Annotated in this window: 9 protein-coding genes; 5 read left to right on the top strand and 4 right to left on the bottom strand. The window is 65.7% G+C overall.

Annotated elements, in window-relative coordinates; translation table 11 throughout:
* Positions 1-19: 19 nt before the first annotated feature.
* Entirely contained in the window at positions 20-1,816 is a 1,797-nt protein-coding gene (locus tag G7Y82_RS02045; protein WP_168146324.1) for a DUF885 domain-containing protein, read from the bottom strand.
* 285 nt (positions 1,817-2,101) lie between these two features.
* On the opposite strand from G7Y82_RS02045, the gene G7Y82_RS02050 reads away from it, so the two are divergent.
* A complete protein-coding gene (locus G7Y82_RS02050; RefSeq protein ID WP_168146325.1) occupies positions 2,102-4,081 on the top strand; it encodes a potassium transporter Kup in 1,980 nt (659 codons plus the stop codon).
* Here G7Y82_RS02050 and G7Y82_RS02055 read toward each other — a convergent pair.
* Positions 4,078-4,617, bottom strand: a complete 540-nt coding sequence (locus G7Y82_RS02055) for a TetR/AcrR family transcriptional regulator (protein ID WP_168146326.1) — start codon at positions 4,615-4,617, stop codon at positions 4,078-4,080. The genes G7Y82_RS02050 and G7Y82_RS02055 overlap by 4 nt on opposite strands.
* A gap of 140 nt (positions 4,618-4,757) precedes the next feature.
* Here G7Y82_RS02055 and G7Y82_RS02060 point away from each other — a divergent pair, with 140 nt between their 5' ends.
* Entirely contained in the window at positions 4,758-5,921 is a 1,164-nt protein-coding gene (locus tag G7Y82_RS02060) for an MFS transporter (protein ID WP_168146327.1), read from the top strand.
* Between the two features lie 257 nt (positions 5,922-6,178).
* On the opposite strand, the gene G7Y82_RS02065 is transcribed toward G7Y82_RS02060, so the two are convergent.
* Entirely contained in the window at positions 6,179-6,928 is a 750-nt protein-coding gene (locus G7Y82_RS02065; RefSeq protein WP_168146328.1) for a ribonucleoside-diphosphate reductase, read from the bottom strand.
* Between the two features lie 95 nt (positions 6,929-7,023).
* On the bottom strand, positions 7,024-9,096 hold the full coding sequence (locus tag G7Y82_RS02070) for an adenosylcobalamin-dependent ribonucleoside-diphosphate reductase (protein WP_366515592.1): 2,073 nt from the start codon (positions 9,094-9,096) through the stop codon (positions 7,024-7,026).
* Between the two features lie 428 nt (positions 9,097-9,524).
* Here G7Y82_RS02070 and G7Y82_RS02075 point away from each other — a divergent pair, with 428 nt between their 5' ends.
* From G7Y82_RS02075 to G7Y82_RS02085, 3 genes are read left to right on the top strand one after another with little or no spacing between them, the layout of a single operon-like run.
* Entirely contained in the window at positions 9,525-10,652 is a 1,128-nt protein-coding gene (locus G7Y82_RS02075; protein WP_168146329.1) for an NAD(P) transhydrogenase subunit alpha, read from the top strand.
* 14 nt (positions 10,653-10,666) lie between these two features.
* Complete coding sequence (locus G7Y82_RS02080; RefSeq protein ID WP_206370226.1) at positions 10,667-10,978, top strand: NAD(P) transhydrogenase subunit alpha part 2; 312 nt, start codon at positions 10,667-10,669, stop codon at positions 10,976-10,978.
* Between the two features lie 11 nt (positions 10,979-10,989).
* On the top strand, positions 10,990-12,408 hold the full coding sequence (locus G7Y82_RS02085) for an NAD(P)(+) transhydrogenase (Re/Si-specific) subunit beta (RefSeq protein ID WP_168146330.1): 1,419 nt from the start codon (positions 10,990-10,992) through the stop codon (positions 12,406-12,408).
* Positions 12,409-12,553 lie beyond the last annotated feature (145 nt).

The raw sequence follows: 12,553 nt of genomic DNA on the forward strand, positions 1-12,553 counted from the left end.
TTCGATACTGCGATGGCGCCTATTCGGCGAACAGTGCGCCGTCGTCCTGGTCGCCCAGCATCTGCTCGCGCACCAAGGGAATCGGCGGCCCGCCGTAAGACAGGAACTGGTCGTGGAACGCGCGCCAGGCGTCGCGACCGCCGCGTGACGCGGTCCAGTCGGCGCGCAGCTTCATGATCATCAGCTTGCCCATCGTGTAGTTCAGATAGGCCGGATCGTAGGTGCCGCGCGCCGCCTGCTGGCGCGCGTTGCCGGGATCCTGGAAGGCCTGTTCGCGGAACAGGGTCTCGCAAGTCTGCACGCTCATGCCCTGCGTGTGCATGCCGATCGCGCACAGGAAGCGCACATCGCGCAGCAGCGCATTGCTGAGCTGGCCGACGTGGGTCTCCGGATCGCCGTTACCGAGCCCCGCGTCCCACATCATCTGCTCGGCGTAGTGCGCCCAGCCCTCGGCGAAGGCATAGCCGACGAACAACTGTCCGAACTGGAACGGCGAGCGGTTCGAATGCAGGAACTGCAGAAAATGCCCCGGCCAGACTTCATGCACGGACGTGAACAACAGATCGGCCTTGCCGGGGATGTACGCTTCCTGATCGGCCTTCGACCAGCTCGGATCGGGCGGAGCGATGTAGTAGGTCGACGGCATCCCCTTGTCGAACGGTCCCGGCACGTCGATATACGCCGAGTTGGCGCTGTTGTACGGCGGCGCCTCATGCACCAGCGCGCGCTCGTCGCTGGGAATCGTCACGATCTGATGGTCGGCGACGAACTGCCGCAGCATCACCAACTGCTTGCGCGCCTCCTCGACCGGGCCGTCCTTGGGCTTGTCGTGGTTCATCTTCAGCACGCAGTCGTGCAGCGTCTTGCCCGGCGCGTACTGCGCGCAGGCCTGCTTCAGCGCGTCGAGATTGCGCTGCAGATCGGCGCGGCCGATCTTCTCCAGCTCCGGCAGCGGCGTGTCGACGCGTTCGGTGGCGTAGAGCATTTTCGCGAAGCGATCCGGCCCCAGCGCGAAGTCGTCGTTGGCGGACGCCTGCAGGGTCTTCATCCAGTCGGCGAGTCCCTGCATCGCATCAGCGGCCTGCGCGATCGACGCCGCCAGCGCCACCTGCAGGTCCGGATCCTTGATGTCGGCGAAGATCGCCGGCACGTCCTTGCGATAGAAGTCGGCATAGCCAGCGAACGCGGCGATGCCGTATTGCACGAAGGTCTTCGGCATCGGCGTCTGTAGATTGGCGCGAATTTCCGCGGCCGCCGCCGGCACTGCACGCGCATAGGCGATAAAGGCCTTCATCCGCGCTTCCAGCGGCGCGTACGGGCGCGACAGATAGACGCTGGGGTCGAGCGAGCCGGTGTAGAACGCCGGATTGTGGAACGGCTGCGCGGCGTCCTGGAGCCAGAACAGATCGCCGTCGATACGCGCCAGCAGATACTCGCGCTCGAAGCGCTGCTGCGGCGTCAGCATCGCATCGGTATAGGCCTGCGCTTGTTTGCGCTGCTGTTGCAGCCACTCGACCTGCTGCTGCAAGCCGGCCGCACTCCAATCCGGCAGATGGCCATCGAACTCGTGACGACCCTGGCTGACGGCAAACGTCGGATTGGCGACGAAATACGCCTCCTCATATTGCTTCAGATGATCCGCCCACGGCGGCAGATTCGTCACGGGCACGCTCGGTGCCGCCGCTGGCGTCGAGGCCGGCGCGGACGCGACGCTCTCGGTGGCAGGCTTGCTCGCGCAAGCGGCGACACCGAACAACAGCGCAGCCACGGCAACAGCGCCGAGCGCGCGGGAAGCGGGCTGGGGGATCAAAAGCATGGGTCTCTCTGCAAAAAGCGGTGCGGGCATCCTAAGCAAAACGCCCGCAGCGACCAATGCGGAAAGTCCTCAGCGCTACCGCGAGCCATGGCGAGATGGTCGGCGCAACGACGACGCTACGCCGATCGGCACCGCACACGATCAAAACGACAGGACGTCCACGTTCCCGACGGTTTCATGCTTTCATGCGCACCTGATTTTGAGCGGGATCGCGATCCATGCACCCGGCGCTGAGCCGTGCTGAGATTGCCCCCGTTTGTAAACACAACGAGCCAATATCGAGACATGGACTCCATCCGTCCCGAACCGACGACGCCCGAACGCGGCGCCACCGTCGTTCACGACGCCGGCACGCAGGCCGTCCCGACCAGCGCCACCAGCCGCTCGAATCTGCACAAATCCGGCATGGCCGCGTTGACGCTGGCGGCGCTCGGCGTCGTCTACGGCGACATCGGCACCAGCCCGCTGTACACATTCAAGGAAGTGTTCGGTCCGCTGACCGGCATTCCGCTGACCACCGCGAATATCGTCGGCGCGGTGTCGGTGATCTTCTGGGCGTTGCTGCTGGTGGTGACGCTGAAATACGTACTGCTGATCCTGCGCGCCGACCACAACGGCGAGGGCGGCATTCTGGCGCTGGCGTCGCTGGCGTCCCGCACCGCGGCCGGCCGACCGAAGCTGCGCGGTATGTTGTTGCTGATCGGCGTCGCCGGCGCAACGCTGTTCTACGGCGACGGCGTCATCACGCCCGCGATCTCCGTGGTTGGCGCGATGGAAGGCCTTGAAGTCGTCGCGCCCGCCGCGTCGCCGTTCATCGTCGAAATCTCGCTGGCGATTCTGATCGGTCTGTTCATGATTCAGCGTCATGGCACCGGCAAGGTCGGCCGCGCGTTCGGGCCGATTATCCTGTTGTGGTTCGCCACGCTCGCCGTCGCCGGCATCGCCCACATCGTCCAGCAGCCGCAGATTCTCGCCGCGCTCAATCCGCTGCACGCCTGGCAGTTCCTCACCTCGCGCGGCTGGCACTTGTTCGTGGTGATGGGCGCGATCGTGCTGGCGCTGACCGGCGCCGAAGCGCTATACGCCGACCTCGGCCACTTTGGCCGCAAACCGATACAGCTGGCGTGGGCGTCGGTCGTCCTGCCGGGGCTGGCGCTGAACTACATGGGTCAGGGCGCGCTGCTGCTCGGCAACCCCGAAGCGGTGGACAATCCGTTCTTCCGCATGTTTCCGACACTGCTTGCCTATCCAGTGCTGTTGCTGGCAACGCTGGCGGCGATCATCGCCTCACAAGCCGTCATCACCGGCGCCTACTCGATGACCAAGCAGGCCATCCAGCTTGGCTTCTTTCCGCGCATGGCGGTGCGCTACACCTCGGTACGCGAAGCCGGGCAGATCTACATGCCGGGCGTCAACTTCACGCTGATGGTCGGCGTCATCGTCGTCGTCACCGGTTTCGGCAGTTCGTCGGCACTGGCCGGCGCCTACGGCATCGCCGTGACGCTGACGATGATGATCACCTCGTTCCTGGCGTTCTTCGTCATGTCGAAGCGCTGGAAGCTCGGCGCGATTCCGAGCGCGGCGATCACCACGTTCTTCCTCGCACTCGACGTGCTGATGGTCGGCGGCTGCATTCTCAAGCTGCCTGACGGCGGCTGGCTGCCGTTGGTGCTCGGCGGCGCGCTGTTCGTGCTGATGAGCACCTGGCACCGTGGCCGCGAGCTGATCCTGGCCAACGCACCGGATCAGGATCGCTCGCTGAAGGCCTTCATTCTCGAACTGGCAGCCAAGGACTATCCGCGCGTCGACGGCACCGCGATCTACCTCGTCGCCACGCCCAACCGCGTGCCGCAGGCGCTGGCCAGCAATCTGCGCCACAACAAGGTACTGCACGAACGCAACATCGTCCTGCACCTGCAGTTCGTCGAGGAACCGTGGATCGGCATGTCACAGCGCACGACGCTGGAACCGCTCGGCAACAACTTCTGGCGCATTACCCTGAAGTTCGGCTTCATGAACGTACCGGACGTGCCGAAGGCCCTGCAGCTGTGCAACAAGCAGCAAGGCCTGCGCCTCGACGAAAAGCTGGAGGACACGACGTTTTTCCTCAGTCAGCTGCATGCGGTGCCGACGCCAGGGCAGGGCATGGCGCTATGGCGCGAGCGGCTGTTCGTGGCCATGAGCGCGCGCGCCGGCAACGCAGCGGCGTATTTCTGCCTGCCGGACAATGCAGTCGTGCGGCTCGGCACACGGGTTCCTATCTAACGTTGCAGCGTTTCCGGCTCGGCGCGCAGGCCCGCGCAGAGCAGCCTCAACAGTCGCTCGATAAAGACATCGTCGAGCGGCTGGCCGAGCAGCAGGCGGTACCAGAAGGCGCCGTGAAACATTGTCGTCGCGGTTTCGATGTCGGCCTCGGCTGGCAGCTCACCGGACGCAACCGCGCGACGCAGGATGGCCTTCACGATCTCGGCGCGGCGCAGTGCGAAGCGGGTGCGGAAGGTTTCGAGAAACGCCGCGTCGCGCTGGGCCGACGCGATCAGGCTGCGGATCGCGCCACCGTCGCGTCGCAGATTGCGGAACAGGTGCTGCAGGAAGCGCCGCAATTCCTCTTCGAACGGCTGATCGCCGACCGCCTCGTCCTGCATCACGCTTTGCAGGAAGGCATCGAGCACCAGCTCGGCCTTGCCGGGCCAGCGGCGATAAAGCGTCTGCCGTGCAACGCCGGCCGTGTCGGCAATCATCTGCGTGCTGACCGCTTCGTACCCGTGCTCGATGACGAGCGAGCGAGCCGCGTCCAGCAACGCCGGCGCGGCGCCGGCGTCTCGAGGCCGACCGGGTGACCGATTCGAGGCTGGCTGCTTGGGCATCGCCATATTATGGCATCGCCGTCTCTTATATATAGTAGACTGCTGTACCTTTATTAATTCGCGCCATCACGTCGATGCCCGCCACACCGCGCCTGCGCCCGCTCGGTTCACTCACGCTACTGTGCACCGCGACCCTGACGATCATGGTCGGATGCGTCGTCGTGCCGGGGCTGCCGATCATCGCGGCGGCGCTGGGCGTTCCGCGGGCATCGGGCTGGCTGGTGACGTTGCCGGCGCTGGGCGTCGTCATCGCCGGACCGCTGGTTGGCCCGTTGATTCGTCGCGTCGGCGCACGCCAGGCACTGTTGTCGGGTCTGATCCTGTACGGCTTGCTCGGCGCCGGCGGCGCGTGGCTGCGAGTGCCCGGCGTGCTGTTCGCAGATCGCGTGTTACTCGGCGGCGCGACCGCCATCGTCATGTCGTCCGGTACGTCGCTGATCGCAACCTTCTATGAAGGCCCGGCGCGTCTGGCGATGATCGCGCGCCAAGGCATGGCGATCGAGCTCGGCGGCGTGGTGTTCCTCGGACTGGCCGGCATGCTCGCGTCCTGGCATTGGCAGGCACCGTTCGCGATCTACCTGCTCGCCTGGCTGATCGCGGCGCTGGCCGCGCTGAGCCTGCCGCGACTGCCGGCAAGGTTCGCCACTGCGGCGGCACCATTATCCGCGCATGAAGACGCAGGCCACGGCGGCCTGCTTCCGGTCTATCTCGCGGCGCTGATGTCGATGGTGTTGTTCTTCACCGCCGTGATCATGCTGCCCGGACGACTTGGGCAGATCGGTCTGGACGCCGCACGGATCGGCTACTTTTTGTCGTTCGTCTCGCTGGTCGCGGTGGCCGTTGCGTCGACGCTTCCGCGCATCGTCCGCCGCTGCAGCGAGCCGGGCACGCTGGCGCTGGCCTTCGCGTTTTATGCCGTCGCGCACCTGATCTTCGCCACCGCTACCGCCACGTCACTGATGATCGCCGGCGGTATGCTGCTCGGCGCCGGCTTCGGTTGTTCAGTGCCGCTGGTCAATCACATGACCGTTGAGCGTAGCCGGACGGCGCGCCGCGATCACAATCTCGCCTATCTGGCCTCGATGTTGTTTCTCGGTCAGTTCCTGTCGTCGTTTCTCGATCTGCAGCCCGGCGGCGCAATCGCGGCGTTCCGCGCTGCCGCCGTCGTGGCCATCGGGCTTGGCATCGGCTTCGCCGGACTGCACCGGCGCGACAGTCTCGGTAAGGCGTCAGCCTGACGCGGCAGCGGCCGGACTCCCGGCGGCACGCGCTTGCTTCACGACCCGCAACACCTCATCTGCGGGCAATCCGAGCACCAGCAGCACGAGCTCGGCGAGACGTTCGCCCGTCGGCACCGACATCGGCGACGCGCTCGTCAATACACACCGCAAGCTGGAAAAGCAGTAAGCCGCCGAGCCACATGGGCGTCGGGGCTGAACTCAGCGCGCGGCAGATTCCATTGGCTAAACGTGCTCGACGTCGGGGGCTCGCACACTCATCCGCACTTGGACCAGCCGCAGTCCAGGCAGGTCGGACAGCCGTCCTTCATCGCCATCTCACCGCGGCACTGCGGGCAACGCTCGGCGAGCATGCCGGGCAGCGCCATAAACGGAGCTTCGACATCCGCAACGGGGTGCGCCTCACTCGGCGCTGACGCCGGCAGTTGCTGGCGCCGTTCGTAATTGGCGATCAGCGTATCGAGCGGCAGCGCTTCGCCGCGCTCATCGAGAAAGCCGCGCCGCTGCAGCTCCTGCTCGATCGCCCAGGCGATCGCCGCCACTTCCGAATCGTGCACCATGCCCTTGCCGCTGCGGCTGCGGCCGTACCAGACCGGACCCCGATCCCACGACACCTTGCGCAGGTCGGCCAGCGCCTTGACCAGAAAGCCGCCGCGCGCCGCCAGCGACAGCGTGCGCATCGTCGCCGACACCCATTGATGCTCGGCGGCGGTCTGGCCGGCCGGAATGAAGAATTCCAGCGGCCGCTCGATGCAGATGCGCTCGCCATGGCGGCGCCCGCAGACGGTGCCGAAGCCGATGACGAAATAGATCGTCTTGCTGCCGGTCGACGAGGTCAGATTGATCTTGGTCGTCGTCGACTCCCAACTGCCTTCTTCGCGGCGGTCAATGCGCAGCGTCAGCGGGTCGACGTCAGACGGCGCATCGTTGGCCGGCGACGCCGGCGCGACCGACCAGCCGACGATCTTCGCGTCGATCTTGACCGCCTTGGCGTCGTCGTCAGACATGGGCTCAGGTGCGCATCGCGCGCCGGCAACGGTGCGCGTGCCTCGATACACCGGGCCTACGGCCCGGCACTCGGCATGAACGGGTGGCGAATGGCTCAAAGCTTTCCATAGAAGCCCTCCTTGAGCGCATCGTAGAGATTGGCGGCGCTGTAGCGGCCGCCTTCGTACTCGACGGTCTCGTCGCCGCGCAGCTGCAGCACGCGACCGTCGTCGAGGCGAAATTCGTAGAGCGTCGCCGCCAGATCGCGGTCCTGCACGAGCACACCCTGATGGACCTTGGGGTTGAAGCGGAAGGTCGTGCAGCCCTTGAGGCCGCGCTCGACGGCGTAGAGGTAGACGTTCTTGAAATCGTCGAAGGCGATGTCGGTCGGCACATTGATCGTCTTCGAAATCGACGAGTCGACCCAGGCCTGGGCCGCCGCCTGCACATCGATATGCGCGCGCGGCGCGATGTCGCCGGCACCGATGAACAAGGGCGGCAGGGCGTCGGGATCGACGTCCTCGCCGGTCTCGGCGCGATACGCCAGCAACTCGTACGACTCCATGCGCACCGCGCGCTTGGCCTTCTCGCCGGGCACGATCATGTTGCGCACATAGCTGTGCGCGAACGACGGTTCGATGCCGTTGCTGGCGTTGTTGCCGACCGACGCCGCCATCGTGCCGGTCGGCGCGATCGACGTCGCGTGCGTATAGCGCGCACCGGTCTCGGCCAGCGCGTCGACCAGCGCGGCGTCGAGCGTGGCGATGCGTTGCAGGTGCCGCGAGTAGCGCGCGTGCAACACACTCGCCGGCAGCCGGTCGCCGGCCTTGTGGCCGTGTTCTGCGAGCACCGGACTCTGCAGCAGATGCCGCGGTGTCAGCGCTACGGTTTCCGTCAGTGCCGGCGCCGGGCCCTTTTCCTGCGCGAGTTCGAGCGCGGCGCGCCAGTTCTCCAGCGCCAGACGCTGCGTCACCGTCGCCGTGAAGGCGATCGACGGCGCGTCGCCGTAACGCTGGCCGAGCATCGTCAAGGCCGAGCCAAGTCCGAAATAGCCCATGCCGTGACGCCGCTTGCGCTCGATCTCGCGCACTTGCTGCGACAGCGGCAGGCCGTGCAGCTCACAAACGTTGTCGAGCATGCGCGCAAACACCCGCACCGCCTTGGCATAGGCGTCGAAATCGAAATGCGCATGCGCCGTGAACGCGCGGCGCACGAAGCTCGCCAGATTGATCGAGCCGAGCAGACAGGCCCCGTACGGCGGCAGCGGCTGTTCGCCGCAGGGATTGGTCGAACGAATTTCCTCGCTGAACCACAACGGGTTCATGCGATTGCATTCGTCGATGAGGATGAAGCCCGGGTCCGAATAGTCGTAGGTCGAGCGCATCACCAGATCCCACAGCGCGCGGGCGCGGACCTGGCGATAGATGCGGCAGCAGGTTTCGCCGCGTTCGTTGAGCAGATGGTTCTCGTCGCGTACCGGCCAGACGCGCCACAGGCACTCGGCAGGTTCCGGCTCGTGGCGCAGCCGCGGAAATACCAGCGGCCAGTCGGCATCGGCGCGCACCGCGTCGATGAAGGCGTCGGTGATCAACACCGACAGGTTGAATGCCCGCAGCCGGCCAGCCTCGCGCTTGGCGGTGATGAAGTCCTCGATGTCCGGATGGCTGATGTCGAGGCAGCCCATCTGCGCGCCGCGACGGCCGCCGGCACTGGAGACGGTGCGGCAGATCGCGTCGAACACGTCCATGAACGGCAGCGGCCCGGAGGTCGTCGCGCCGGCACCGGACACGTAGGCACCGGACGGGCGCAGCGTGGTGAAGTCGTAACCGATGCCGCAGCCGGCCTTGAGCGTCAGCGCCGCCTCGCTGGCGGCGGCCATGATGCCGTCCATCGAGTCGGCGATCGGCCGCGAGACGGTGCAGTTGATCGTCGACACGTTCGGTTTGAGATGGCCGGCACCGACGTTGGCCATGATGCGGCCGCCGGGCGCGGCATGCTGCAGCGTCCGATAGAACGTCTCTTCCCAACGCTGCGGCTGTGCTTCGACGGCGGCGAGCGCGCGGGCGATGCGCCGGCGCATGCCATCGAGATCCTCGCCGGGCAGGAAGTATTTAGCCTGTGCGATGGTCAGTGATGCCGCCTGCAACGGCAGCTCCGGCCACGCGTCGGGCGCTTCGCCTGCGTCCACGTTTCGACCTCCGAGCTTCGATCCTGCGCCTAAGCCGTGCCGCCGTCCAGCACGCGTGGCGACGCCCCGGAACGCCTGACATGCACGCCAGCCGTGTCGACCGTCAGCCATCGGCCATCAGCGGTCGCGACGCTTATATTGACCCGAGCCATGGCGTCGCATGATCCCCAGGGCCGCTGCAAGCGGCTGATTTCACGGGCCGATCTAACGAGCACAGTGGCCGCGGCAGCAGGCGAAGCCGGCTGTCGGATCAGTGTTTTGACGGATGGCTCAAGATATAAATCGAAATTCATGATTGGGTGTTATTACCTAGATCATCGGCTAGACTTGCGCCCGCCCGAACCGCTGGAGGCCCACACAAGAAGGGGTCGCGCGGGCCTCGTCACACCCTTATCTTTATTCGCTTTAGCGTTCTGGGAGCATCAGACATGCCGGTCAAAATCGCCGTGCTGAAGGAGACTCGCGCGAACGAACGCCGTGTTGCGCTCGTCCCCGCCGTCGCCGACAAACTCACCAAGCTGGGCTGCGAGATTCATATGCAGACCGGTGCCGGTGCCGCGAGCCGTATTCCGGATTCGGCGTACAAGAACGTCACGTTCGCCGCCAACCCCCAGGGGCTGGTCAGCGACGCCGACATCGTCGTCAGCGTACAGCCGCCGAGCATGGACGTGGCCGATGCGATGAAGGACGGCAGCGTCCTGATTTCGTTCGTCTACCCGCACAAGGAAGTCGAGCTGACCAAGCTGCTGCGCGACAAGAAGATCACGACCTTCGCGATGGAGCTGGTGCCGCGCATCTCGCGCGCACAGGCGATGGACGCGCTGTCGAGCCAGGCGGCGCTGTCCGGCTACTACGCGGCGCTGCTCGGCTCGACCAACCTTGCGCGCATCCTGCCGATGATGACGACCGCGGTCGGCTCGATCCGCCCGGCCAAGTGCCTGGTCATGGGCCTCGGCGTCGCCGGTCTGCAGGCCTTGGCGACGGCACGCCGTCTCGGCGCGATGACCGAAGGCTATGACGTGCGTCCGGAAACCAAGGAGCAGGCTGAGTCGCTGGGCGCCAAGTTCGTCGACACCGGTGTCGATGCGCGCGGCGAAGGCGGCTATGCACGCGAGCTGACGGCCGAGGAAAAGGACAAGATCGCGCAGGTCGTGACCAAGCACATCCAGCAGGCCGACCTGATCATCACCACGGCCGCGATTCCGGGCCGGCCGTCGCCGAAGCTGATCAGCAAGGCGCAGGTCGACGGCATGAAGAACGGCGCGGTGATCGTCGATCTGGCCGCCGAAGGTGGCGGCAACTGCGAGTACACCAAGCCGGGCGAGACCATCCAGGTCGGCCAGGTCACCATCGTCGCACCGCTGAACGTGCCGAGCCTGCTCGCCGAGCATGCGTCGGAGCTGTATGCGAAGAATCAGCTCAACCTGATCGAGCTGTTCGTCAAGGACGGCGTGATCGCGCTCGACTGGGAAGACGAGGTCATCGCCAAGACCGCGCTGACGCACGGCGGCGACATCCGTAACGAAGCGGCGAAGAAGGCCGTCGAGTCCGCGTAAGAGGGAGATCGAACATGGAATACACCACCACCGTGCTGACGGGCTTCGTCGCCCTCTACATCTTCATGCTCGCCGCGTTCACCGGCTTCGAGATCATCGGCCGCGTGCCGGCGATTCTGCATACGCCGCTGATGTCCGGCTCCAACTTCATTCACGGCATCGTCGTGGTCGGGGCGCTGTGGGCGCTGCTCAATGCATCGAGCACGCTGCAGCAGGTCGTCGGTTTCGTCGGCGTGCTGCTCGGCGCCGGCAACGCGGCCGGCGGCTATGTCGTCACCGAACGCATGCTCGAGATGTTCAAGCCTTCCGACAAGAAGAAGGGTTAAGGGGAGCGATCATGAATTCAGCCCTGATCATCGACGCGGCGTATTTTCTTGCCGCGTTCCTGTTCATCTTCGGCCTCAAGCGCATGTCGAGCCCGATCACGGCGCCGACCGGCATCCGCTGGGCCGGCCTCGGCATGGTCGTCGCCGTGCTCGCGAGCTTCCTCTACACGCTCGACGTGGAACCGGATGCGCGCCCGCACCTGACCACCAACGTGACGCTGGCGATCATCGCCCTGGTGCTCGGCTTCGGCTGGGCCTGGTGGTCCGGCAAGAAGGTCGCGATGACCGCGATGCCGCAGATGGTCGCGCTCTACAACGGCATGGGCGGCGGCGCCGCGGCGGCAATCGCCGCGATCGAGCTGTTTGGCCACAAGTCGCACGTCGGCGTCGGCCTGGCGCTGGCGGTGCTCGGCGGCCTGATCGGTTCGATCTCGTTGTCCGGCTCCCTGATCGCCTGGGGCAAGCTCGATGGCCGCATCAACAAGACGCTGCGCCTGACCGGCCTGCAGGCCATCAACGGCACGCTGCTGCTGGTGCTGGTCGCGCTCGGCGCCTACGTGGTCTATATGCACGGCGCGGTGCCAGCCGGCATTCTCGCGCTGTTCTTCGCGCTGGCGCTGTTCTACGGCGTGATGATGACGATGCCGATCGGCGGCGCCGACATGCCGGTGGTGATCTCGCTGTACAACGCGTTCACCGGTCTGGCGGTCGGCTTCGAAGGCTATGTGCTGAACAACCCGGCGCTGATGATCGCCGGCATGGTGGTCGGCTCGGCCGGCACGCTGCTGACGCTGCTGATGGCCAAGGCGATGAACCGCTCGGTGTCGAACGTGCTGTTCAGCAACTTCGGCGCTGCGGGCGGTGAGGGCGACAGCGAGATCGAAGGCAGCATGAAACCGGCCGACGCCGGCGATGCCGCGATCAACATGCGCTACGCGAGCAAGGTCATCATCGCGCCGGGCTACGGTCTGGCGGTCGCGCAGGCGCAGCACAAGCTCTACGAGTTCGTGAAGCTGCTGCAGGCCAACGACGTCGACGTCAAGTTCGCCATCCATCCGGTCGCCGGCCGCATGCCGGGCCATATGAACGTGCTGCTCGCCGAAGCCGGCGTGCCTTACGACATCATCTTCGACATGGAAGACATCAACGCCGAGTTCAAGGAAGCGGACGTGGCCGTCGTCATCGGCGCCAACGACACCGTCAACCCGGCGGCGCGCACCAACAAGTCGAGCCCGATCTACGGCATGCCGATTCTCAATGTCGACCAGGCCAAGCAGGTCTACGTCGTCAAGCGCGGCCAGGGCAAGGGCTACTCAGGCGTCGAGAACGAGCTGTTCTTCCGCGACAACTGCAACATGGTCTACGGCGACGCGCAGAAGGTCATGGTCGAAATGATCCAGGCCGTGAAGTCGCTCGAAGGCGGCCACTGAGTCGCTGAGCAAGGCTGTGAACAAAAGGCCGCCTCCAGGCGGCCTTTTGTTTGGGCGCCGACGGTCATCATGTCCGGAATCGTCGGCCCGGCGTCGTCGCCAGCGCCGGCGCCTGCCGTTAGCCTGTGCGCGTCATTGATGTGGG

Source organism: Solimonas marina, from assembly GCF_012241385.1.
GTDB lineage: Bacteria > Pseudomonadota > Gammaproteobacteria > Nevskiales > Nevskiaceae > Solimonas > Solimonas marina.

Excerpts from the sequence above, each read along its gene's own strand:
- G7Y82_RS02045 (WP_168146324.1), bottom strand. The coding sequence starts at position 1,816 with ATGCTTTTGATCCCCCAGCCCGCTTCCCGCGCGCTCGGCGCTGTTGCC.
- G7Y82_RS02050 (WP_168146325.1), top strand. The coding sequence starts at position 2,102 with ATGGACTCCATCCGTCCCGAACCGACGACGCCCGAACGCGGCGCCACC.
- G7Y82_RS02060 (WP_168146327.1), top strand. The coding sequence starts at position 4,758 with ATGCCCGCCACACCGCGCCTGCGCCCGCTCGGTTCACTCACGCTACTG.
- G7Y82_RS02065 (WP_168146328.1), bottom strand. The coding sequence starts at position 6,928 with ATGTCTGACGACGACGCCAAGGCGGTCAAGATCGACGCGAAGATCGTC.
- G7Y82_RS02075 (WP_168146329.1), top strand. The coding sequence starts at position 9,525 with ATGCCGGTCAAAATCGCCGTGCTGAAGGAGACTCGCGCGAACGAACGC.
- G7Y82_RS02080 (WP_206370226.1), top strand. The coding sequence starts at position 10,667 with ATGGAATACACCACCACCGTGCTGACGGGCTTCGTCGCCCTCTACATC.
- G7Y82_RS02085 (WP_168146330.1), top strand. The coding sequence starts at position 10,990 with ATGAATTCAGCCCTGATCATCGACGCGGCGTATTTTCTTGCCGCGTTC.